21 protein-coding genes are annotated in these 25134 nt (G+C 38.8%); 1 reads left to right on the top strand and 20 read right to left on the bottom strand.

The genetic code is table 11. The annotated features are described in order from the left end of the window. Positions 1-26: 26 nt before the first annotated feature. The 11 genes from AC3E9F_RS05260 to eno form a co-directional block, all read right to left on the bottom strand. Positions 27-503, bottom strand: coding sequence for a PTS sugar transporter subunit IIA (locus tag AC3E9F_RS05260; RefSeq protein ID WP_490672884.1), 477 nt, complete (start codon positions 501-503; stop codon positions 27-29). A 185-nt stretch (positions 504-688) separates the two neighbouring features. Beyond that, the gene (locus AC3E9F_RS05265; RefSeq protein WP_490672885.1) at positions 689-1300 is read right to left on the bottom strand and encodes a hypothetical protein; all 612 of its coding nucleotides are present in this window, start codon (positions 1298-1300) and stop codon (positions 689-691) included. Between the two features lie 90 nt (positions 1301-1390). Next, positions 1391-3214: a translation elongation factor 4 gene (gene lepA / locus AC3E9F_RS05270; RefSeq protein ID WP_490672886.1), complete on the bottom strand. Its 1824-nt coding sequence runs from the start codon at positions 3212-3214 to the stop codon at positions 1391-1393. A gap of 78 nt (positions 3215-3292) precedes the next feature. Next, entirely contained in the window at positions 3293-4021 is a 729-nt protein-coding gene (locus AC3E9F_RS05275) for a metallophosphoesterase family protein (RefSeq protein ID WP_490672887.1), read from the bottom strand. After that, positions 4022-5689, bottom strand: coding sequence for a DNA repair protein RecN (gene recN / locus AC3E9F_RS05280; protein ID WP_490672888.1), 1668 nt, complete (start codon positions 5687-5689; stop codon positions 4022-4024). 6 nt (positions 5690-5695) lie between these two features. After that, the gene (locus tag AC3E9F_RS05285; RefSeq protein WP_006148593.1) at positions 5696-6127 is read right to left on the bottom strand and encodes an arginine repressor; all 432 of its coding nucleotides are present in this window, start codon (positions 6125-6127) and stop codon (positions 5696-5698) included. Further along, positions 6120-6935 (bottom strand): TlyA family RNA methyltransferase, encoded by an 816-nt coding sequence (locus AC3E9F_RS05290; RefSeq protein WP_490672889.1) that lies wholly within the window; start codon positions 6933-6935, stop codon positions 6120-6122. The genes AC3E9F_RS05285 and AC3E9F_RS05290 overlap by 8 nt, the downstream gene beginning before the upstream one ends. Then, a complete protein-coding gene (locus AC3E9F_RS05295) occupies positions 6928-7803 on the bottom strand; it encodes a polyprenyl synthetase family protein (RefSeq protein ID WP_490672890.1) in 876 nt (291 codons plus the stop codon). Before AC3E9F_RS05295 ends, AC3E9F_RS05290 begins: the two co-directional genes overlap by 8 nt. Then, complete coding sequence (locus AC3E9F_RS05300) at positions 7800-8012, bottom strand: exodeoxyribonuclease VII small subunit (RefSeq protein ID WP_414259035.1); 213 nt, start codon at positions 8010-8012, stop codon at positions 7800-7802. The genes AC3E9F_RS05295 and AC3E9F_RS05300 overlap by 4 nt, the downstream gene beginning before the upstream one ends. Then, positions 7990-9330 (bottom strand): exodeoxyribonuclease VII large subunit, encoded by a 1341-nt coding sequence (gene xseA / locus AC3E9F_RS05305; protein WP_414259034.1) that lies wholly within the window; start codon positions 9328-9330, stop codon positions 7990-7992. The genes AC3E9F_RS05300 and xseA overlap by 23 nt, the downstream gene beginning before the upstream one ends. A 176-nt stretch (positions 9331-9506) precedes the next feature. Then, positions 9507-10811, bottom strand: a complete 1305-nt coding sequence (gene eno / locus AC3E9F_RS05310; protein WP_490672891.1) for a surface-displayed alpha-enolase — start codon at positions 10809-10811, stop codon at positions 9507-9509. A 162-nt stretch (positions 10812-10973) separates the two neighbouring features. Between eno and AC3E9F_RS05315 the strand changes: the two genes are divergently transcribed. Continuing rightward, complete coding sequence (locus AC3E9F_RS05315; protein ID WP_490672892.1) at positions 10974-11417, top strand: DUF1694 domain-containing protein; 444 nt, start codon at positions 10974-10976, stop codon at positions 11415-11417. Here AC3E9F_RS05315 and AC3E9F_RS05320 read toward each other — a convergent pair. The 9 genes from AC3E9F_RS05320 to ligA form a co-directional block, all read right to left on the bottom strand. After that, complete coding sequence (locus tag AC3E9F_RS05320; RefSeq protein ID WP_490672893.1) at positions 11414-12529, bottom strand: glycerate kinase; 1116 nt, start codon at positions 12527-12529, stop codon at positions 11414-11416. The two genes, AC3E9F_RS05315 and AC3E9F_RS05320, sit on opposite strands and share 4 nt — an antisense overlap. Positions 12530-12547: 18 nt before the next feature. Beyond that, positions 12548-13189 carry a phosphoserine phosphatase SerB gene (gene serB / locus AC3E9F_RS05325; protein WP_263393523.1) on the bottom strand — a complete coding sequence of 214 codons (642 nt, stop codon included), beginning with the start codon at positions 13187-13189 and terminating at the stop codon, positions 12548-12550. Positions 13190-13250: 61 nt separating this feature from the next. Continuing rightward, complete coding sequence (glgA, locus tag AC3E9F_RS05330; protein ID WP_263393522.1) at positions 13251-14684, bottom strand: glycogen synthase GlgA; 1434 nt, start codon at positions 14682-14684, stop codon at positions 13251-13253. Beyond that, positions 14681-15820 (bottom strand): glucose-1-phosphate adenylyltransferase subunit GlgD, encoded by a 1140-nt coding sequence (gene glgD / locus AC3E9F_RS05335; RefSeq protein ID WP_049496439.1) that lies wholly within the window; start codon positions 15818-15820, stop codon positions 14681-14683. Before glgD ends, glgA begins: the two co-directional genes overlap by 4 nt. After that, on the bottom strand, positions 15810-16952 hold the full coding sequence (locus AC3E9F_RS05340) for a glucose-1-phosphate adenylyltransferase (RefSeq protein ID WP_049496442.1): 1143 nt from the start codon (positions 16950-16952) through the stop codon (positions 15810-15812). Before AC3E9F_RS05340 ends, glgD begins: the two co-directional genes overlap by 11 nt. Beyond that, the gene (glgB, locus tag AC3E9F_RS05345; RefSeq protein ID WP_263393521.1) at positions 16942-18870 is read right to left on the bottom strand and encodes a 1,4-alpha-glucan branching protein GlgB; all 1929 of its coding nucleotides are present in this window, start codon (positions 18868-18870) and stop codon (positions 16942-16944) included. The genes AC3E9F_RS05340 and glgB overlap by 11 nt, the downstream gene beginning before the upstream one ends. 527 nt (positions 18871-19397) lie before the next feature. Continuing rightward, entirely contained in the window at positions 19398-20438 is a 1041-nt protein-coding gene (locus tag AC3E9F_RS05350) for a DMP19 family protein (RefSeq protein ID WP_263393520.1), read from the bottom strand. A gap of 284 nt (positions 20439-20722) precedes the next feature. Then, positions 20723-23005 (bottom strand): type I pullulanase, encoded by a 2283-nt coding sequence (gene pulA, locus AC3E9F_RS05355; RefSeq protein ID WP_263393519.1) that lies wholly within the window; start codon positions 23003-23005, stop codon positions 20723-20725. A 107-nt stretch (positions 23006-23112) separates the two neighbouring features. Next, the gene (gene ligA, locus AC3E9F_RS05360; protein WP_263393518.1) at positions 23113-25071 is read right to left on the bottom strand and encodes an NAD-dependent DNA ligase LigA; all 1959 of its coding nucleotides are present in this window, start codon (positions 25069-25071) and stop codon (positions 23113-23115) included. Between the last annotated feature and the right edge of the window lie 63 nt (positions 25072-25134).

Here is a 25134-nt window from a genome sequence, read left to right on the forward strand (position 1 = left end):
TTTTTAGTTTATAGTTATTTATAAAGTTAAGCAGTTGCTTCTGAGATATATTGGAACAAAGCTTCAGGCTCTGTAATCTTAGAGAGTGCTTCAAGATGACCATCACCTGTAAAGAAGTCCATCAATTGAGCAAGAATATTTGTTTGACTTGAACTTGAATTATTGATGATAAAGAAGAGTAATGATACTTCTACTTCCTTGCCAGGAGCAATCATATTGTGGAATGTTACTGGTTTCGATAAGCGAACCACAACAACGTTTTCAGTTAAATTATGAATCGTGTCTGTGTGAGGGATTGCTACATTCGGCAAGTCCTTCCCAAGAAAATCCATATCTAAACCGGTTGGGAACATTTTTTCACGTTCAATCAATGCCGATCGATAGGTATCCGTAACAACTTTCTTTTCTTCTAATAGGGTTGCAACTTGATCAAATAGTTGCTCTTGATTATCTGCTTCTAGACAAAAGACTAAGTCTTTGCTGAAGAAATGATCTAATCCCATGACTTTCTCCTTTCATATCTAACCTTTATGATACAAGTATATCACTATATGAAACCGTTGTCAATATTTTTTGTTGTATTTTGTTTGATTTTTATTTTTTTTGTTTGATTTTAAACAACAAACCGTTACACATAGATTTAAGGAAAGGTAAATAAAAAAACAGGATATAAATCCTGTTTTTTTATTTAATCTTTTTTCGCAGTCCAACTTTGTTCAATCAAAGGAAGCATGTCTTTTAATACGTCAGGTGTTCCTTCTAAAGAAACGTATCTAAACTTACCGTCATCTGACTTAAAGATCCAGATGACTAGATATTTCCCATTTTTAGCAATACAGTTCACAACATAGGCATCATAACCGCCAATTTTTGATTTAGATCCCCATACTTTAGAGAAATCCTTACTTTGTTGTTTGGTTTGATAAACACTAGTAGAGACTTGAACAGCATCAAGAGCAGCATATTCACTTTCACTAACGCCTAGGTGCTCGGGTTTAAAGGTGTTTAAGGTAACAATATTGACGTCGGTACCATCACAGTACTGAATATCATCACCACCCTCAACTTCTGTAAAATGAATCCATGATTTTGGAACCTTTACATAACCATAGGCATCTGACCCAATCACCTGTGTATCTTTTATCGTTGATTCGGCTACAGTTGTTGTATCTTGTGTTGTGGTAATTTCTTGAACTGTTGTTGTTTCTGAAGCTACTTCTTTTTTGGTTTTTGAACTATTACAAGCAGCGAGGCAAAGGCAACACACTAAAAGTGTAGATAAGCTGATGATTTTTTTCATAATCATTCTCCTTTCACTTTTATTCTAATGAAAGAAAAGATAGGTGTCAAAAGAAAACTGTATTCTATGAAACCTGAGTCATAGACAAAATTATTCTTCATCCATACTCAAAACGCTGAGGAAGGCTTCCTGAGGTACTTCTACAGAACCGATAGCTTTCATGCGCTTTTTACCAGCTTTTTGTTTTTCAAGCAGTTTACGCTTACGAGAAACATCACCACCGTAGCACTTGGCAAGCACATTCTTACGAAGGGCTTTGATATCAGTACGAGCCACAATCTTGTGTCCAATTGCAGCTTGAATTGGAACTTCAAACTGTTGACGAGGAATGATTTTCTTAAGTTTATCAACAATGAGTTTTCCACGTTCATAAGCAAAGTCCTTGTGAACGATAAAGCTGAGGGCATCGACCTTGTCTCCATTGAGAAGGATATCCATTTTCACCAGCTTAGATGGACGATACTCAGACAATTCATAGTCAAAGCTTGCATAGCCACGTGTTGAAGATTTGAGCTTGTCAAAGAAATCAAAGACAATTTCAGCAAGTGGAATTTGATAGATCACATTAACACGATTGTCATCGATATAGTCCATCGTCACAAAGTCCCCACGTTTGCGCTGAGCAAGTTCCATAACCGCCCCTACAAATTCCTGTGGTACCATGATTTGTGCTTTAACATAAGGTTCTTCAATGGTCGCAATCTTAGTAGGATCTGGAAACTCTGATGGATTCGATACATCCATAGACTCACCATCAGTCTGATTGACCTTGTAGATAACGGACGGTGCAGTCATAATCAAATCAATATTAAATTCACGCTCCAAACGCTCTTGGATAACATCCATATGAAGAAGTCCAAGGAATCCACAACGGAAACCAAAACCGAGTGCTTGCGATGTTTCAGGCTCAAACTGTAAACTAGCATCATTGAGTTGCAATTTTTCTAGAGCTTCACGAAGGTCATTGTACTTATTTGACTCGATTGGATAAAGACCTGCAAAAACCATCGGATTCATTTGTTTGTATCCAGAAAGTGGTTCAGTTGCTGGATTTGTCGCCAAAGTTACGGTATCACCGACACGAGTATCTTGAACAGTCTTGATAGAGGCTGCAATATAACCAACGTCACCAGTTGCTAGAAAATCACGTCCTACCGCTTTAGGTGTGAAGATTCCGACTTCTGTAACATCAAAGGTTTTACCGTTGCTCATGAGTTGAATCTTATCGCCTGGCTTAACCACCCCATCCATGACACGAACTTGGAGGATAACCCCACGATAGGCATCATAAACTGAGTCGAAAATCAAAGCCTTCAGTGGTGCTGATACATCACCTGTTGGTGCTGGAACTTTTTCGACAATTTGCTCCAAAATGTCTTCGATACCGATACCAGCTTTTGCTGAAGCTAATACAGCCTCACTCGCATCCAGACCAATGACATCTTCAATTTCTGTACGCACGCGCTCTGGATCTGCTGCTGGCAGGTCAATCTTGTTAATAACTGGAAGGATTTCCAAATCATTGTCCAAAGCAAGATAAACATTGGCCAACGTTTGAGCCTCAATCCCTTGGGCAGCATCAACGACCAAAATGGCGCCTTCACAGGCAGCAAGAGAACGTGACACCTCATAAGTAAAGTCAACGTGTCCTGGTGTATCAATCAAGTGGAAAATATAGGTATCACCGTCTTTAGCTGTGTAGTTAAGTTCGATAGCGTTCAGCTTTATGGTAATTCCACGCTCCCGTTCTAAGTCCATACTATCTAATAGTTGGGCTTGCATTTCCCGACTAGAAACCGTCTCTGTCGCCTCCAAAATACGGTCTGCCAAGGTTGATTTTCCATGGTCAATGTGAGCGATAATCGAGAAGTTACGTATCTTCTCCTGTCGTTTTTTTAGTTCTTCTACGTTCATGATTCTCTTCCTTTCAGGGTATCTATTAATTATAAATTGTTTTTAATATTTTGACAAGACCATACCCTGCTAGGAGTACTAATCTTCGGCAACAAAGCCGTCGTTTTCAATGAAATAATGGTCAGCCATGCCTTGTTCGGTAAAGACGATTCCATGAAGGACACCGCCATAGACTGCTCCTCCATCCATTCCAATCTTCCCATCTTCTGTAATCCAAAGTTCTGGAGTACCTGGTTTTTGATCTAATAAACCGTAGACTGGTGTATGACCAAAGACGATCGTTTTTCCTGTGTGATTCGGTGCCTCGTGGAATGGTTTTCTGAGCCAGACTTTCTTGTAGTCTGTTGTTTCATGCCAGTCATCCAATGTAAGGTCAATTCCAGCATGAACAAAGATATAGTGGTCTGTTTCAATCACAAAAGGCATTTGGCGAATAAAAGCAACCAAGTCTGCTGCCTCCGTCTCAACACGCTTTGCATCTTCTACACCATCTACTGGTGCATCTAGCGGACGACCTAAAATAGAATTAATGGTTGTATCTCCACCATTCCTACGGTAATGATCATAACTTTCTTCAGGATTATTCAACCAGGTTAAAAACATATACTCGTGATTTCCTGAAATGCAAATCGCTCCTTGATTTTCTACCAAGTCCTTAACCATCTCAAGAACACGACGACTGTCTTCTCCTCTATCGATTAAATCACCAAGAAAAAGTAATTGGGTTTTGCCATCCCATGTTTTAAGAAGGTCTTCAAGCATTCCTGCTTTTCCGTGAACATCACCAATTACATAATAATCTGTCATTTATTTCTCCTTACTTTGCAATAATTCTCTAGCTTGTGTAAGAGCTGCAGCTGTTACATTCTCCCCTGCCAACATCTTGGCAACTTCTTCTACGCGTTCTTCCAAAGTCAAGAGACGAACAGTCGACACAGTTGAATGCTCATCACTAATTTTTTCAATAAAGAACTGATAATCTGCGATAGCAATGACTTGTGGTAGATGGGAAATCGCTAATACTTGGCCATGTTGACCAATTTTATGAATTTTTTGCGCAATAGCTTGAGCCACACGTCCTGAAACTCCTGTATCTACTTCATCAAATACAATGCTGGTCTTGCCTTCCTTGCGTGAAAAAGCAGACTTGATAGCCAACATGAGACGAGACAATTCACCACCAGACGCTACTTTAACTAATGGTTTAAAGTCTTCACCAGGGTTGGTTGAAATATAAAACTCAACACTCTCATTACCCTCACGACTAAATTTAGCATTTGTAAACTGAACCTGAAACTGAGCTTTCTCCATATAAAGGTCTTTCAGTTCTTGCTGAATCTCAATTTCTAATTGTTGCGCTAAGTTATGTCGAGCAGATGCAAGCTTACTTGCTAAGTTAACTAGACTTACTTCTAATTGTTTGAGTTCAGCTTCCATATCATCTGAAGATAAATGATTGCCAGTTAGAAGGTTGTATTCTTCTGTGATTTTAGCAAAGTACATCAAGACATCGTCAACATTCCCACCGTACTTACGTGTAATGGCGTGAATGAAATCTAAACGACTTTCAATCTGCATCAGACGATTACCGTCGAAATCAAGACTTTCAATAATATCCTCTAAACGTTTAGTAACATCTTCTAGAACATAATAAGATTCAGATAAGGAAGTAGAAATTTCACGATATTCTACATCATACTCTTCTATGCTTTCCATATCATTCATAGCTGAACGCACGTTAGCTAGACTTGAAAATTCTTCATTATCTAACATTGTATAAGCATTAGTCAACGTATCAGCAATATTTTTATGATTTAAAAGTTTATCTCGTTCTTTGTTAAGTTTGAGGTCTTCACCTGGCTGTAAGGACGCAGACTCAATTTCAGCCATCTGAAATTCCAACATTTCAATACGAGCCTTGTGCTCTTCTTGATTTTTCTTAATCTCAAGAAGTTGCTTGCGCATTTTACGATAAGCATCAAAGTTTGTCTGATAGGCTTGCTTCAGTTCCAGAAAATCTGCATCACCAAACCCATCAAGCATCTGAATGTGCAATTGGGGACGCATTAACTCTTCTTGATCATGTTGGCCATGGATATCAACAAGATACTGTCCAATTGAGCGAAGAACAGATAGATTAACCATCTGTCCATTGACACGACTAACACTACGCCCGTTTTGTAAAATTTCACGACGGATGATGATTTCATCACCTAACTCTATTCCTTGCTCATCAAAAATCATTTGCAAAGCATGACTGTTTTCAACCGAGAAAAGACCTTCGATTTCAGCCTTAGGAGCACCATGACGAATAACGTCCGTTGTAGCTCTTGCTCCCAGCATCATATTCATAGCATCGATGATGATAGACTTCCCAGCACCGGTTTCCCCCGTCAGAACTGTCATTCCCTTCTCAAAATTAAGTGAAATACCCTCAATGATGGCAAAGTTTTTAATTGAAATTTCAAGTAACATAAGGTCCTACCACTTTTTAACTTGCTCAACAATCTCTATAGCTGCTTCTTCAGTTCGCGCCACAATTAAAATTGAGTTATCATCTGCTAAACAGCTAAAAATCATATCCGAAAATGTTTGAGTCAATTGACTTTTAACAAAAATTGTATTCCCAGGAATGACATCTAAGTTGATGAGATTACCCATTCTTTCGAAGCTTTCGATATTGTTCTCAGCTAACTGTAAACTTTTAACTACTGACTTTGGTAATTCATAGACATATGTATTGTCTTTCAAAGGAATTTTTACAATCCCTAATTCTTTGATATCACGTGAAACAGTTGCTTGAGTGGCAGAGATGCCTGCTTCTCTCAAGTGTTCAACGATCTCTTCTTGTGTGCCGATTTGATAGTCAGTCACAAATCTTCTAATCTTTTCAAGTCTTTCTTTTTTATTCATCTTTAAACTCTCTATGTGCTTTTTCTACTACTTTTTCTATTTCAGAAACTACTTGGTTGCTTGCATGTTCTTCTTTACGTAAATAAGCAAGAAACTCAATATTACCATGTCCACCTTGAATAGGAGAAAAGTCCAATCCTAAGATTGAGAATCCTTCATCAACTGCCATTTTAGTAACTGATTCTAAAACATTTTGGTGAACTTTGGCATCTCTGATAATTCCATTTTTACCAATCTGTTCTCGGCCTGCTTCAAACTGTGGTTTTATGAGTGCAACAACTTCCCCTTGGTCGACCAATATTCTATGTAGAGCCGGTAAAATGAGACTCAAAGAAATAAAACTCACATCGATACTTGCGAAACTTGGCAATTCTTCAAAGTCATTTTTTTCAGCATAACGAAAGTTAAATTGCTCCATGCTGATAACACGTGAATCCTGACGCAATTTCCAGGCAAGCTGATTGGTCCCAACATCAACGGCATAAACCAGTTTTGCACCATTTTGAAGCATGACATCCGTAAAGCCTCCTGTTGAAGCGCCAATATCAATGGTCGTTTTGCCTTCAACCGATATATCAAATTTTTCTAAAGCTTTCTCAAGTTTCAAGCCGCCTCGGCTCACATACTTGAGTTTCTCACCCTTGAGTTTTAATTCAGTATCATCAGGAATTTTTTCTCCTGGTTTATCAAAACGCTCACCATTAAGGACTGCAATCACTAATCCAGCCATTACGCCCCGCTTAGCCTGTTCTCTTGTTTCAAATAAACCTTGTTTGTAGGCAAGTACATCTACTCTTTCCTTAGGCATTGATTCTCAAACTTTCTACTATTTTTACAATTGGTTCTTTATCAAAGTCGACTAATTGGCTAATCACATCTAATTTTTCATTAGCCTGATCCAAAGTTCGGTTGCAAAAAACTTTTGCCTCATCCAATCCTAACAAAGCAGGATAGGTTGATTTCTCAGCTTGCAAATCTTTTTGTGGTGTTTTACCAATTTCCTCAAAACTAGCCGTAACATCAAGGACATCGTCTCTAATTTGAAAAGCAAGCCCAATCAGTTCTCCAACTGTTTCTAGTTGTGTTTGAAGGTTTTTATCCAATCCTGCAATGATTCCAGCTGCTTGAAATGGAAAAGCCAAGAGCTTTCCAGTCTTGTTAGCATGGATGGTCTGAAGTTCTTCTAAGTTTAAGTGTTTGCCTTCACCTTCCATATCTAAAACTTGACCGGCTACCATCCCCATACTTCCGGAAGCAAGTGATAAGTTTGCTATCAAATCTACCTTAGTTTGGTTAGGCAAATCTGCTTGCGCTATCAAGGCATAGGGATCCAGAAAAAGCGCATCTCCTGCTAAAATAGCTAGGGCTTCTCCATAGACTTTGTGATTGGTCAAACGTCCCCGTCGAAAATCATCATTATCCATAGCAGGTAAATCATCATGAATCAAACTACCTGTGTGAATCATCTCAAGCGCTGCAGCAACCTTAGCATGGGCTGGTGCGATAGACACTTGCAAAGATTCCAAAACTTCTAGAAGTAGATAGGGGCGAATTCTTTTACCACCAGCATGTATGGAATAAAGAACGGCTTCTCTTAAGTTTGTTGCAAATTGCTGGTCGCCATAGAACTCTTCTAGTGCTGACTCGACCAAAGCTAATTTTTCCCGCTTGTTCATAGGAGTTCGCTTTCTGTTCCATCTTCTTGCATAACTTTAACCAAGGTCTTTTCTGCTTTATCAAGTGTTGCTTGCAATTCTTTTGAAAGAACCATTCCTTTTTGAAATGCAGCAATGGCATCTTCTAAAGCAATTTCACCATTTTCTAAACTCTGAACAATAGTCTCAAGCTCTGCTAAATTTTCCTCAAATTTCTTCTGTTTTGACATCTCTAACCTCTAATTCTACATGACCATCTCGCATCATCAATATCACCTGGTCATTTTTTTTCAAATCTTTTGCCGAAGATACCACGGTATCCTCTTTTTTCACAATCGCATAACCCCTTGCTACGATACGACTCGTATCTAACATGAGTAGAGCTTCTGACAAGCGTTTCACCTCAGCAACCTTGGCATCATAAACTACCGCCATTTGACTACGAAGTAACTTTTCCAGTTGTAGCAGGCGGTCCTGATAACGATGAACCTTATTGATTGGTGATAACTGTTCAAGACGATGAACTTGTTCTATGACTTTTTGTTGTTGTCTGACAAGTTCTGTATTAATACTTTGTTTGAGACGTAATTGCAACTGATCTACGCGTTGCAGATATCCATCATATAAACGCTCTGGTTGCCTGAAGATGACTGATTGACTAAGCGTTCTCAAGGCTTCTTTTTTCTTTGATAAAGTATTTTGTACAGCAGTAGCCATTCGTTTCTCTTGATTTTTAAGGTAGGTCAGAAGATCTAACTTGGTCACAGGTGTAGCTAACTCTGCTGCAGCAGTTGGTGTTGCTGCCCTCTTGTCGGCAACAAAATCAGCCAAGGTTACATCTGTTTCGTGGCCCACACTTGAAATAATCGGTAAATGCGATTCAAAAATAGCACGCACTACAATCTCTTCGTTAAAAGCCCAGAGATCCTCTATCGAGCCACCACCACGACCAATGATAAGTACATCTAAGTCATCACGTTCATTAGCTTTAGCAATGTTACGGGCAATCTCCTCTGCTGCTCCTTCGCCTTGAACCTTGGTAGGATATAAAATAATCTCTACCCCTGGAAAACGTCTGCTAACAGTAGTAATGATATCCTGGATAACAGCACCACTACGACTAGTCACAACCCCGATGCGTTTTGCAAACTGAGGTATTGCTTGTTTAAAGCGATCTTGAAAAAGGCCTTCTTCTGATAATTTCTTTTTTAATTGTTCGAACTGAAGGGCAAGTGCACCGACACCATCAGGCTCTGCCTTTTCAATAATGATAGAGTAGCTCCCACTTGGTTCATAGACTTGGACACGACCGATGACATTGATCTTCATCCCTTCTTCCAAATCAAAACCTAGTTTCTGATAAATACCTGACCAAATGGTCGCTTGGATAACAGCACGATCATCTTTAAGAGAAAAATATTGGTGAGTTGGACGTTTACGAAAGTTCGAAACCTGACCAGTTAAATAGACCCGTTCCAAGTAAGGGTCTTTATCGAATTTCATTTTTAAATACTTAGTCAAAGTTGTAACCGATAAATACTTTTCCATCTCAACCTCCTTTTTCTCTAGTTTTCCTGGGTATTATTATACCAAAAATACGTTTAAAAATCTCTTTTTTCACCTCTAGAATACGAAAACTAGACAGCATTTCTTTGAGCTTGTCTAATAATATACAAAAGCCCTCGGAAAAAATCCAAGGGCTTTAATTAGTTCACTGAACTATTTTATTTTTTCAAGTTGTAGAATGATTCCAATCCACGGTATTCAGCTACTTCACCAAGTTGATCTTCGATACGAAGCAATTGGTTGTATTTAGCGATACGGTCAGTACGTGAAAGTGAACCAGTCTTAATTTGTCCTGCGTTTGTTGCAACTGCGATGTCAGCGATTGTTGAATCTTCAGTTTCACCTGAACGGTGTGATACAACGGCAGTGTAACCAGCTTCTTTCGCCATTTCGATAGCGTCGAATGTTTCAGTAAGAGTACCGATTTGGTTAACTTTGATAAGGATTGAGTTAGCACATCCTTCTTTGATACCACGTGAAAGGTAGTCAGTGTTTGTTACGAAGAAGTCGTCACCAACCAATTGAACTTTACCACCAAGACGTTCAGTAAGAGCTTTCCATCCGTCCCAGTCGTTTTCGTCCATACCATCTTCGATAGTGATGATTGGGTATTTGTTTACCAATTCTTCAAGGTAGTCGATTTGTTCTGCAGCAGTACGTACAGCAGCTCCTTCACCTTCGAATTTAGTGTAGTCGTATACTTGACGTTCTTTATCGTAAAATTCTGATGAAGCACAGTCAAATCCGATAAATACGTCTTTACCTGGTACATATCCAGCAGCTTCAATCGCAGCGATGATAGTTTCTACACCATCTTCAGTTCCTTCAAAACGAGGAGCGAATCCACCTTCGTCACCTACGGCTGTTTCAAGACCACGAGATTTAAGGATTTTCTTAAGAGCGTGGAAGATTTCAGCACCCCAACGAAGAGCTTCTTTGAATGTAGGTGCACCAGCAGGTACGATCATGAATTCTTGGAAAGCGATTGGAGCGTCTGAGTGAGAACCACCGTTGATGATGTTCATCATTGGAGTTGGAAGAACTTTAGTGTTGAATCCACCAAGGTAGCTGTAAAGTGGGATTTCAAGGTAGTCAGCAGCAGCGCGAGCTACAGCGATAGACACACCAAGGATTGCGTTTGCACCCAATTTACCTTTGTTAGGAGTACCGTCAAGAGCGATCATAGCACGGTCGATAGCTTGTTGGTCACGTACATCGTAGCCGATAATTGCTTCAGCAATGATGTTGTTTACGTTGTCAACAGCTTTTTGTGTACCAAGACCACCGTAACGAGATTTGTCACCGTCGCGAAGTTCAACTGCTTCGTGTTCACCAGTAGAAGCTCCTGATGGAACCATACCACGTCCGAAAGCACCTGACTCAGTATAAACTTCTACTTCAAGTGTTGGGTTACCGCGTGAGTCTAGGACTTCGCGAGCGTAAACATCAGTAATAATTGACATTTTATACTCTCCTTTGAGTTAAATTATTTTACACCTCTATGATACATCAAAAAGATACCTTTTTCAAGAAAAAACGTTATCTTTGTGCAAATTTTCCTTAAGTTTATAAAGTAATCGCTTTCTTTTTCTCTTGTTTTACCAGTTTTGTGATATACTATTTTTATGACAGACGTATCTAAACAACTATTAGAAAAAGCTCATGGCGGGCTTAAACTAAATCCAGACGAACAAAGGCGTTTTCTTGGCACTTTTGAGGAACGTGTACTTGGTTATGCAAGTCTTGAAACTGCAAATGATGACAAATTCCAAAAAGGTTTTTTGACTATTTTAGAGTGCTTAAAAAAAGAGACTGAACCTCTTTTTGTCAAAATTTCTCCTCAGGTTGAGTTTGAAAAGCAGGTTTATTATTTAAAAAATGCCAAAGCTTCTGATTGCCAAGCAACCATTGTTTCTGAAGATCATGATTCTTCTCCTTTTGGACTAGTTATCCATAGCGATAATCCTGTCCAAGCAAGTGAAAAAGACCTCAGAAAGGCCTTTTCAGATTTGTGGCAAGAAAAGGAAACTAAAGCTCCAACCTCTCTCTGGAAAAAATGGTTTGGTTAATTCTTTTTTAAAGACAGTATTTGAGCAATACTTGCCGCGGTATGTTCTAAATAGGTGGCTGCATTTTTTAGACTATTTTCCAATGGCTCGCTTTTTTCAAGTATCGAAAAAGCGGCAATGATATTCTCAAATGGTAGGGAGGGTAAATCCTGATCTAAACTGCCACAAATAGCAATGACCGGAACACCCTTAGGTGTTCTTTTTGCTACTCCGATTGGAGCCTTGCCAGCTAAACTTTGAGAATCTAATCTACCTTCACCAACAATTATGAGATCAGCATCTGCTACCTTTTCATCGAAATTAATCAAGTCCAAACAAGTTTGAATGCCTGATACGATTTCTGCTCCAGCAAATACACACAAACCAGCAGCAATGCCACCACCAGCTCCTGCGCCCTCTAACATGAATACATCTGGGTCAATATTCTCATAAAATTCCCTAATCGCCTCGTCAACCTCTTCAAATTCATAAGGCTTTAAGCCTTTTTGCTTCCCAAATGTATAGGTGGCGCCACGGGGTCCACAAAGAGGATTAGTCACATCTGCTAGGATTCTTATATGAACGTCTGCAGGAATTTCAATGACTCTCTCCTTGGAAATTTTCCTGATAGCAGACAGAGATTGGCCACATGCCTGAAGTTCATTCCCATTTTCATCGTAAAACTGATAACCGATTCCGGCAGCAATACCAATACCACCATCGTTACTAGCCGTACCACCGACACCGATGTAGATATCTTTTACCCCTCGGTCTATGAAATGGAGAATAAGTTGACCAATCCCCTTTGTTTGAATCTCTAGTGGATATCGTTTTTCATTAGGAATTTTTTCAAGACCGATTAAATCTACAACTTCAAACAGGGCTAATTCCCCTTTTTCATAATAGCGTATTTGAACCTCATCACCAAAAGGTCCGGTTACCTGGACTGTTTTTTCTTCCAGATCTAGTGAACTTTTAATAGCATTTACAGTCCCTTCACCTCCATCACCGACAGGTAAAAGCAGATATTCAGCATCTGGGATCACCCTTTTAAATCCTCTTTTTATAGCTTCTGCTACTTGGTTTGCGGGAAGACTCTCTTTGAAAGAGTCCGGTGCGATGACAATTTTCATGTTCATTCCTCTTTCTAACTAAAGGAGATTTATTTTTTCTAAAACTTTTGCAAAATCTCTTTCATCTACCTGAAGATTTATTTCCTTTTTCACAATATCCTTAGCGCAGAAAGCTATAGCAAATCCTGATCGTTTAAGCATGGCCAAATCATTAGCGCCATCACCAATCGCAATCGTTCTCTCAAACGGCACTTGTAATTCTTGAGCCCATCTCACGAGGGTTGCTTCTTTTACTTCTCTGCTTATAACCGGACCAATAAGATTGCCAGTTAAATGTCCATCTTTTATTTCCAGTTGATTAGCAGTACATAATGAAATCCCCAAATCTTTTGCTAATCTTTCCACGATGGTCGTAAATCCACCCGATACCAAACCGACTTCTATCTGATTTTCTTGAAGAGTTTTGACAAATTGCGTAGCATTTTTACTAAGGTGTAGTTCACGATAAATCTTATCAAAGACATCGATAGAAAGCTCTTTTAGAAGGGAAACACGTTTTTTTAAACTTTCTTCAAAGTCTAATTTTCCACTCATAGCCTGAGCAGTTAGCTGAGCTACTTCCTTTTCGCAATCTGCCTCTTTCCCCAATAAATCAATGACCTCTTCTTCTATCAGAGTGCCATCTACATCGAGCACACAGAGACCCTTGATTGTTTGCATATATACTCCTTACTTTATCATCTCAAAAAATCGTATGAAATTTTCATACGATTTTACATACTTAATTTACTAAGCTGTGATATAAATCAACATAGGACTGACAAGCTGTATCCCAAGAGAAATCACATTCCATAGCTTGCACTTGAAGTTTCTTCCAAACGTCAGGATGGTTATAATAAACATCCAAAGCAGTTTGAAGAGCCCAGTTAAGCCAGTATGGAGTCAAGTTGTCAAAACTAAATCCAGTACCAGTTCCTTCAATCGGATTGAATGGCTGAACAGTATCTCTCAAACCACCTACCTCATGGACAAGAGGTAAAGTACCATAGCGCATAGCCATCATTTGAGAAAGTCCACATGGTTCAAAGCGACTTGGCATGAGGAAAATATCACACGCAGCATAAATCTCTTGTGCCAACTTCACATCAAAGGTAATATTAGCGGATAATTTATCTGGGAATACTTGGCCAAACCATGAAAAGGCTTGTTCAAAGCCAGGATCACCTGTACCCAAGAGAACGATTTGAACATCATCTTGAAGCATGCGATGCAAACCTTCAACGACGACATCAAAACCTTTCTGTCTTGTCAAACGCGACACAATACCAATCATTGGAACATCGGGACGAACCGGAAGACCAACTTTTTCTTGAAGTTTAGCTTTATTCTGAGCTTTTCCTGATAGGTCTGATTTATTAAAATGATAATCCAACAAAGGATCCGTTTCTGGATTATAAAGATCCGTATCTATTCCGTTTACGATACCAGACACCTTACCGGACTCCATTCGAAGAATCTGATCCAAACCACATCCAAACTCTGTTGTCATGATTTCATAAGCATAGCTTGGCGATACAGTAGATACACGATCTGCATAGAGGATACCAGCTTTCATCCAGTTAAGACAGTCATTCCAGCGAACTGTACCATCCGCATAGCGTTCAAATCCAACTCGGAACAAATCCCAAAGCATACCTTCAGAAAATTGACCTTGGAATTCCAGGTTGTGGATTGTTAAGACAGTCTTAATGTTTTGGTAGGCCTGGATCCATCTGTATTTTTCCTTCAACAAGAAAGGAATCATAGCTGTATGATAATCATGAGCATGAAGAACATCTGGAATAAAACCAATACGCTCCATAGCTTCTAAGGCTGCAAGTTGGAAGAAGGCAAAGCGTTCACCATCATCGAAATCACCATACACATGACCACGGAAGAAATAATACTGGTTGTCAATAAAGTAGAAGGTAACACCATTTAAAACAGTCTTCTTAATGCCACAAAATTGTCTACGCCAACCAACATATACTTCAAATTGAAGAACATCTTCAATTTGATCTCCAAACTTGGCTTCCACCATGTCATAGTATGGCAGGATAACAGCAACTTCATGTCCAGCTTTAACTAATGATTTTGGAAGAGCCCCGATAACATCTCCCAAGCCACCTGTTTTAGAAAAAGGGGCTCCTTCAGCTGCTACAAATAAAATTTTCATGAAAGAATGTCCTCTGTTACTTTTTCACCTTTTTTGATGACAACAGGATTTTCTGCTGTACCACGAATAACAACTCCATCAGCTACTTCAGCACCCTTATCAATAATTGCATACTCAACTTGAGCACCTTCACCAATGACAACACGAGGGAAAACAATAGATTCTTTAACTAAGCTATCTTTATGAATTTGAACATTACGCGAAACAACTGAACGAACAACCTTACCTTCGACAATACTACCAGAAGCAAACTGCGAAGTATTTACTTCACAACCAGGTGCATAATAAGTTGGTTCTTCGTTTTTCACCTTTGTGTGAATCTTTTGATTTGGAGAGAATAAAGAGTAGAATTTATGCTGATCAAGCATATCAATATTGGCTTGGTAGTATGTTTCTACAGAATGAATATTTGCTAAGTAACCAGTATACTCGTATGCAAAAGCGCCTGATTCCGCTGCCAAGTCACGTAGAACATAACGTAGTTTTTCTGGGTGTTCTTTCTGAGCTTCTTCTTCCAGACGTTCAATCAACCATTGAGTATCTACAACAAAGATATCCGTTGACATGTTGTAGTATTCTTGTTCAGCTTTTTTATCAAAGAGTTTGTGAGAGAGCACGTGATCAGTTTCATCAATATCTAGGATAGCATTTACTTCTGAAATATCCTTTTTAGGTAGTTTCTTATAAACAACCGTAATAGGAGATTTTGTAGTATTATGCAAATGGAAAACCTGAGTAAGATCAATATTTACCAAAACGTCACAGTTCAAAGAAACCGTTTGGTTAGATCCAGAACGTTTTAAATAAGTCAAGAGTTGTTGATAATACTCTTTACCGACTGTACTGCTTTCTACACGTGTATTGTAAATACCTAGATAGTAGTGACTAAGTAGTGTATTCAAGCCCCATTCACGTCCTGAACGAATGTGGTCAAATACAGAGCTGATGTTATCTTGTTGGAAGATTCCAAAGACACTTCGAACACCAGCATTTGCTAAACTTGAGAGTGGGAAGTCAATCAAACGATACTTTCCTCCAAATGGCAAACTTGCCACTGGACGGTTACTTGTCAAGGTTGACATATCATGAAAACCAACAGTGTTTCCTAAAATCGCTGAATATTTATCAATCTTCATCTGTTGCTACCCCCACTACTTCGTTATATCCGACTACTTGTACTTCTTCTGTACCATCAATTTCAACACCATCGGCAATAATTGCACCTTCACCGATGATTGCACGTGTAATTTTAGCACCTCTACCGATAACTGCTCCACTCATGATGACAGAATCAACAACTTCTGCTCCCTTACGAACTTGAGCAGCTGTAGAAAGAATGGAATGTTTTACAGTACCATTCACGTAACATCCATCTACTACTAGAGAGTCTTCTACTTGAGCAAATTCTCCAAGGAAGTTTGGTGGAGCGATAAGGTTACGAGAATAAATTTTCCATTGACGATTACGGCTATCTAGAGCATTTTCTGGAGAGATGTATTCCATATTTGCTTCCCAAAGAGATTCGATTGTACCAACATCCTTCCAGTATCCATTGAACTCATAAGCATAGACACTTTCACCAGTTTCAAGATAATTTGGAATAACATTCTTTCCAAAGTCTGACATGTCAATATTATTCTTTTCAGCTGCAACTAGCATATTGCGTAGACGTTTCCAATCGAAAATATAAATACCCATTGATGCCTTGGTTGATTTTGGTTGGGCAGGTTTTTCTTCGAATTCAACAATGCGATTATTAGCATCTGTATTCATGATACCGAAACGACTAGCTTCTTTTAGTGGTACATCCAAAACAGCAACTGTCAAGCTGGCATTGTTATCCTTGTGTGATTGGAGCATATCATCATAGTCCATCTTGTAGATATGGTCTCCTGAAAGAATCAAAACATACTCAGGATTAATGCTATCGATATAGTCAATATTTTGGTAAATGGCATGACTTGTACCTTCGAACCAACGATTTCCTTCACTTGCAGAGTAAGGTTGAAGGATAGAAACACCTGAATCAATTACATCAAGACCCCAACTAGAACCGTTTCCGATGTGATTGTTAAGAGCAAGAGGTTGATACTGTGTGATAACCCCAACATTGTGGATACCAGAGTTGGCACAGTTAGAAAGAGCAAAGTCAATGATACGATAGCGCCCACCAAATTGCACAGCAGGTTTTGCAATGCTTTGAGTGAGTTTACCGAGACGAGTTCCTTGCCCACCGGCAAGGATTAAAGCTAGCATTTCATTCTTCATTTTCTACTCCTTTTTGAGATTTATTTGATTCTTTTTTAGCGGGTTTCAAGCGACGTTTGATTTTCCAGATACTTGCCCCCAAAGCTGGCAAGGTAAATGTCAAAGTCTGCTCATAATCCTTCCATAATCCTTCTTGAGTTTGAACTGTTTGGTTGTGCTCTTTCCAAACACCACCCCATTGTTCTAACTCAGTATTCCATATTTCTTCGTATACGCCTGCAACCGGAAGACCAATTGTGAATTCAGGACGTTCTACAGGTGCCATATTGAAGACACAGACTAGCATCTCGCCTTTTTTACCCTTACGAATAAAGGATAGAACACTTTGATCTCTATTATCAGCATCGATGATTTCAATTCCATCATAACTTGTATCAATTTCCCAAAGACAACGATGGTCTTTATAAAGTTGATTCAGTTGAGATGTGAAGTATTTCATCTTGGCATTCATTGAATCTTCGAGGTTTGACCATTCTAATTGCTCTTCTGATTTCCACTCTAAGAATTGACCAAATTCACTACCCATAAAGAGCAATTTCTTACCAGGGTGACAGATTTGATAAGTGTAGAGATTTCTCAGTCCTGCAAATTGATTGTAACGGTCTCCCCACATCTTATGCATCATACTCTTCTTACCATGGACAACTTCATCGTGTGAGAATGGCAAGAGGTAATTTTCATTAAAGATGTACATAAAGCTGAAGGTAACAAGGTTAAAGTCATACTTGCGGTAAATTGGATCTTCCTCGTAGAAACGTAAGATATCATTCATCCATCCCATGTTCCACTTGTAGTCAAATCCAAGACCACCCATCTCCTTCATTCCAGTAATCTTAGTGCCAGAAGAAGATTCTTCAGCAATCATCATGACATCTGGGTGAGCTAGCTTGATAACGGTATTCAAACGTTGTAGGAAATAATAACCTTCATAGTTGAGATTGCCCCCGTCTTTATTTGGAGTCCAAGGTGCATTATCGTAATCAAGATAAAGGATATTACTTACAGCATCGACACGGATACCATCCAAATGATAGAAATCAATCCAGAACTTAATGCTTGAAATCAAGAAAGACTGAACTTCATTTTTACCTAAGTCGAAGTTTAATGCCCCCCAACCATAGTTATGAGCTTTGTTATGGTCTTGATATTCAAAAGTCGGAGTTCCATCATAGTAGGCTAAGGCATCATCATTGATTGTAAAGTGACCTGGAACCCAGTCCACGATAACACCGATATTGTTTAAATGACACTCCTCAACAAAGTCTTGAAACTCTTCTGGTCTTCCGTAAGAATGTTCTAAACCGAAATATCCCATCAGTTGATAGCCCCAACTCAAACCTAGCGGGTGAGCCATCAAAGGCATAAACTCAATATGAGTGTAGTTCATTTCAACTAAGTAAGGAATCAACTCTTCTTTTAATTGAGCAAAACTATAAGGAGTTCCATCTGGATTTCGTTTCCAGGAACCAGCGTGTGCTTCGTAAATATTAACTGGTCTTTCGAAGAATCCCAAACGTTTTCTACGAGCTAACCAAAGTCCATCCTTCCATTTCTTTTCTGGAATTTCTGTTAACACAGCACCTGTGCCTGGACGTGCTTCATACCGAACAGCTAAAGGATCAATCTTCATAAGTTGATGACCGTTAGCCCGTGTAATATGATATTTATAAATCTGACCCTCTTGGGCAAAAGTTGTAAAAACTTCCCATACTCCAGATTCATTTCGAACCATAGGGATTTGATTTTCAACCCAATTCGTGAAATCACCGACTAGATGAACAGCCTGCGCATTTGGAGCCCAAACACGGAATGTGTAACCCCATTCCCCGTCTTTCTCCTCACGATGTGCGCCCAAATAGTGCTGAAGATGGAAATTTTCGCCTGTTGTAAAAGTTCTTAAAGCTTCTAATGTATCCATAAATCCCCCTTTATATTGTAAGCGTTTTCTTAATTTTTATTATACTACCTTTTTAGATAAGTTTCAAGTAAATTACTATATTTCTAAAAAATATTTTGAAAATCTGAAAATAATTCTCTGATGCAGCCTGGGAAAATCATTTTAATTTTCTGATTTATCTTTGCCTCTTTTCATTTTCTTACATTTTTATATAATAGTAACAAAATATTCGGTTTTTAGCAATTTTTAGCCTGATATTTTTGAAAAATATATTCAAAATCCGTAAAAATAGTGTTTGTGGTATTCAACTTAGATTATAACTATTTATAAACCAAGGATTTTCCCCTAAAAAATGAGAGTGGGACAGAAATCGGTCATTCGTTAGAATTCGATTTCGTCGTCCCACCTCCGCACAGTTGAGAAGGGCTGTAAAAGCTGATGAAATCAGCGTAGTAGAGCCCACCTCAACCACTGCGTCTTGCTCAACAATCCAAAAATAAATGAGAGGCTAGGACTTTTGTCCCAGCCTCATCTTTATTTACTACTCTTTACGATTTATCTGCATTTCCCTGAAAAATAAATTTCTCTGGATATTTTTTGATAAAACTTAGTTCGTTCTCATTTCCATCATAATCATAAACAAAATCATCAGCTTCATCCAACTTCTGATAAAAAGCATCACCATACTCTTCTTCCATCTGTGCTAGCATCTCCGATCTCTCTTCTCTAACAAAGGAGATAGCTCCACCAAAGAATGCAAGAAGATTTTTGAAATTAATAGCATGCTCCGTCATTCCAAATAGTTCCAATCCCTTTAAAGTATCTTCCCAGACAATCCCTGTCGAATTATCGAAAAATTGATAGTGGCCTCCATTGTTTACTTCAATAAAATACCAGATAATCGCCAGAAGGTATCTTTGTTCTAAAGTAAAAATTTTTGCAGAATCGAGATAGTCTTCATAGGTGTTATAGATGTTAACAGTTTCGTATACTGGTTTAATAATATCCCATGAGTCTTTTGCCTTTTGAACATCTTCTACCGTAATATTCTTGTATAATTTCTTATTCTGCGCAATTGTCATTTCTTGATTAGTTTCATTAACATCTTCAAAATAGTATTTTTCTAGCAAGGGATAATCTGCTGGCTTAGCTTCAAAAACTTCCTTTAGAGAACCTACTTTAACCAACTCAATACACCATTCAATGACTGGATTTGTTGAGGAATCAGCATTTTTGATAGCATTTTCTAATAAAGCTAGAGCCTGATTAGCTTCAGTTTCAAAGTCATTCTTCGGGTCACTAGATAAACGCCAATGGGTAAAACCATTTCTATAATACCAAATAGCATCCCTATCTTCTTCAGAGACTATCTCTAAAACTGTTTTTGCCTCTTCAAATTGACTCCAATTATTACAAACTTTGGCTAGTTCACTAAGTACTTGACCACTTAAATTTTCTAAACCAAGCTCTGAGAGGATTTCCTTTATATTTTCGAATTGGTAGGTATGCTTAATGTCTTTAAGACACTGAAGTTTCTCCTCTTCATTTAAGGTGATGAATTTTTCCAGAGTAATTGTATTAATATTCATAGGTTTCTCCCGCTAAAAGCAATGAACTTTTCTAACTTTAATTCAATTAGTAATGAAACTTCTGCTTTTTCTATCTGTCTAGGACTTGAAAATGAACTGCTTTTTCTGAAAATTTTAGTTTTACTTTCGACTTCAAATGAGACTTTCTAGAAGTATAGGCCGGGATCAAAATCCCGACCTCGCATTTTAGTAGAATTGAGTCTTTGAAACATTTTTATTGATTCATTGGACTCTGCAAGAGCGTTTTATCCTACACTTCATTGACTTCGTCTTCAATCTAAGACTTACGCTAAAACATTCAAGACTGCCACACTAACATTGTCAATTGTATTTTCATTTTTTGAACGGCTGTTAGTGATTCGCATTTCAAGGTTACCCGCATTTTCATAATACTGGGATTCTCCTTTAGCATTAAAGACCACTAAGAAATGCTCGTCATCTCCTTGAACTTCGTAGACAATCCAGCCACTGTTTTCAATCGCTGTATGAACAAAGACATGACGGTATACTTCCTCGTATGTAGGATATGAAAAAGCACTAGTCTTTGTTTTAAGACCTATAATCTGACGAATAAATTCAATGCTTTCTTGACGCTCATTAATTAAGTCCCAATTTACTTGGTTCACAGCATCTGGAGCATTATAACTATTCATAGCTCGTTCTCGGTCATCATGAGTCAGGTCACCATTTTCGCCTGTAGCTACTAGTTTTGTACGACCGAATTCTTGACCAAGTTCCATAAAGGAAATACCTTGCATAAGTAGGTTCATTGCAGTTGCTGTTTCTACTTTTTTCATGATACTTGTCTCGTCTTCTGTTGGATGAAGAGTCGCTAGCAAATCATGCAAGTTATAATTATCATGGGCTTCTACGTAGTTGACAACCTGATTAGGACTGAGATAAGAACCTAGTTCATGGCTACCCAGGATCGCTTTTGCAACAATTGGTTCAGTAGCAGCACCACTTACGAAGCCTGTTTTGATATCACCATAAACTTCAGCACCTTTTACCGCATTACGTTGATCATCATTGAAGAAGCCAATATTAGGTAATTGATAGGCATTGTCTTTCTTAGCCTTATCATAAGGAGCAAGACCAGTTCCCATATCCCAGCCTTCTCCATAAAGGATGATTTTAGGATCGACTTCATCCATAGCCCAACGAATCATCTGCATGGTTTTAACATCATGGATACCCATCAAATCGAAACGGAAACCATCGATATTAAACTCATTTACCCAATAGAGAAGCGAATCGATCATGTACTTACGGAACATTTCGTGCTCACTCGCAGTCTCGTTTCCTACACCTGTACCATTTTGATAGCTTCCATCTCTATTCATTCGGTAATAATAATCCGGTACTGTTGTTTGGAATGGAGCATCAACAGTTGAAAAAGTATGGTTGTAAACAACGTCCATAATGACACCAATTCCAGCATCATGATAGGCTTGAATCATCGTTTTCAAATCTCGGATAACTTGACCTGGATCGTTTGGATTCGTAGACAGGCTGGTTTCTGGTGCATTGTAGTTTTGTGGATCGTAACCCCAGTTGTAAGTGACATTCCCATCTGCATCATACTCTTTGTGACGATCTGCAATTGGTTGCAGTTGAACATAGTTAACACCTAGTTCCTTGATGTAGTCAAATGCAGTAGACTGGCCATATTGGTTGACTGTACCAGTTTGAGCAGCTCCTAGGAAGGTTCCTCTTAACTCTGGAGAAACACCTGATGTTTCAGACTTGGTCAAATCACGTACATGCATTTCATAAACGACAGCTTGGCAAGGATTTTCTAAACGCCATGTTGCTTCCGTTCCATTCTTAACTTCAAACCCATCAACTTGGCATTCTTCTTCAGAAAGGATTGCTGAACGTTTGCCGTCTGGACTTGTTGCAGTCGTATATGGATCTCGAGTTACTGATTGATGATGTGGAAATTCTATCTGGTATTGATAAGCTCGTCCTGCAAGATTTTCTGGAACTGTAAGACTCCAGACACCAATGGTATTATATTTATGACTGTATGAATAGCTATTCCCTCGCTCCATCTCATAAGTTCTTAAAATCGGAGCATCATTACTTGCAGATTCATACACTATAACTTGTACAGTGGTTGCTGTTGGGGACCATAGTTTAAAGCTGGTTTCTTTTTCGGAAACCTGACACCCTAATTCTCCTTGGTAACCCCAGTGATGGTCAAAACTAGCACTGTTAATCGCTTTATCAAAAGCAAATGGATTTTGATCTTTATAGTGTGGACTTGCGATAGCTGGATTTTCAGAATAATACACGGTATCATCCCCATCTAAAATCCAAACCTCTGTTAAGAGTGGATAATGATTGAATCGGATAGGATATTCTTTGCTGACTCCATTTTTTTCAACTGTAAACAGCATTTGTTCGAGAGGTGTTTCACTTAGTTGAGTAAATGAAAATTTTTCTCCAAAGTATTCTTCTTCTTTGATAAACTCTACTGAATCTAGAGGATTCTTATTGAAACTGCATGCCTTATAAGCGTCATCTTTACGATGATAATGAATAAGTACAGGATAATGATACATGTTTTTTCCTAATTTCTAATTGTTAAATTTATATAGTAGCATTTCTTGATTATAATAATTGGATAGAAGCAAGAAATGATAGATGAGTATTCTAGACTGTGTATTCCTTACAAACTTTCAAGCCAAGCTTCGTCTCGAATCTCGATTCCCAATTCCTGCGCTTTCTGGAGTTTGCTCCCTGCATCTGCTCCTGCTACCACAAGATCGGTCTTTTTCGATACGCTGCCAGTTACCTTGGCACCTAAACTTTCTAGTTTATTTTTAGCTTCTGAACGATTTAAACGCTCTAGCTTTCCTGTCAGTACAACAGTCAGACCAGATAAGGCTGCATCTGCCGCAACGATCTGTCCTTTATAATCTAGATTAACATCTAATTCTTTTAATTCTCTTAAAAGTAGTTGAGCACCCTCAGACTCAAAATAGGATTGAAGACTTTGAGCAATAACACTCCCTAGACTTTCGATACTTGCTACTTCTTCAGGATTTGCTTGAGCAAGTGATTCGATCGAATGGAAATGTTGTAAGAGTAGTTGACTTGCCTTGCTACCAACATGACGAATCCCTAAACCAAATAAGAGTTTTTCTGCAGAATTTTCCTTAGATGATTGGATAGCTTGATAAAGTTTTTGAGCCGATTTATCCTTAATGCCATCTAGCAAGAGCAAATCTTCTACAGTTAAACGATAAATATCCGCAACATCTTTAACCAAATCGGCAGCAAATAGTTTCTCGACGATAGATGGTCCAAGACCAGCAATATTCATGGCGTCACGAGATGCAAAGTGAATCAAGCCTTCCTTAATCTGAGCAGGACATCGAGGATTGATGCAACGAAGAGCCACCTCATCTTCAAAATGCAAAAGCTTACTGTCACAACTTGGACAGTTTGTTGGGATATCTAGTTTCTCCTCAGACACACGCTTTGATTCTACGACACGTAAAACAGCAGGAATGATGTCTCCCGCCTTATAAACGACGACAGTATCATCCTTGCGGATATCCTTTTCAGCGATATAGTCAACATTATGAAGCGTTGCACGACTAACTGTTGTACCTGCCAATTGCACCGGAGTAAGATTGGCAGTCGGAGTTACGACACCAGTTCGTCCTACTGTCCAGTCAACAGAAAGCAGTTTTGCTTCTTTTTCTTCTGCAGGGAACTTATAAGCGACTGCCCACTTAGGTGCTTTAACTGTAAAACCAAGTTGCTCTTGACCAGCTAGGTCGTTGACCTTAATCACGACACCGTCGATATCATAAGGCAATTGGTCTCTTTCTTGACCGACTTCTTGGATAAACTCCCAAACCTCATCCATGCTGTGCGCTAATAGGCGTCTAGGATTGACAACAAAGCCCAACTGTTCCAGATGATTTAAAACCTTCTCTTGGCTGTCTCTAGTTGAAGGACTTGCTTCCTGATAGAGGAAAGTTGCAAGATTACGCTTAGCTACTACTGCAGTATCTAACTGGCGAAGGGTTCCTGCAGCAGCATTTCGTGGATTAGCGAATTCAGGCTCGCCGTTTTCTTGACGCGATTGATTAACCTGATCAAATGATGCCCTCGGCATATAGCATTCACCACGAACAGTAATATCTAGTTTTTCTGGCAAGGATAAAGGAATGTCTTTCACTCGTTTAAGATTTTCTGTGATATTTTCACCAATAGAGCCATCACCACGAGTTGCTCCAGCAACAAAAAGTCCTTGCTCATAAGTCAAGGAAATCGATAGTCCATCAATCTTCAACTCACAAATATAAGTGACATCATCCAATTCTTTACGAACACGCGCATCAAAGGCATCGAGTTCTTCACGTGAAAAAGCATCCTGCAAACTATAGAGAGGATACTGATGACTGTATTTTTCAAAACCATCTAGAATCTTACCGCCAACACGGTGGGTCGGACTTTCTGGCAAGACTTGGTCAGGATGAGCTTTTTCTAACTCTACCAATTCACGATAAAGACGGTCATACTCACTATCAGATACAGATGGATTATCACTTGTATAATACTCTGTCGCATAGCGATTGAGCAACTCAACGAGCTCTTTCATTCTTTCATTCATAAAACCATTTTACCATAAAAAGGGCCATAGAAACAATACTCAAGCTCTAAAAAAGAAAATGAG

Source organism: Streptococcus sp. SCPM-O-B-15277 (M60), from assembly GCF_058200335.1.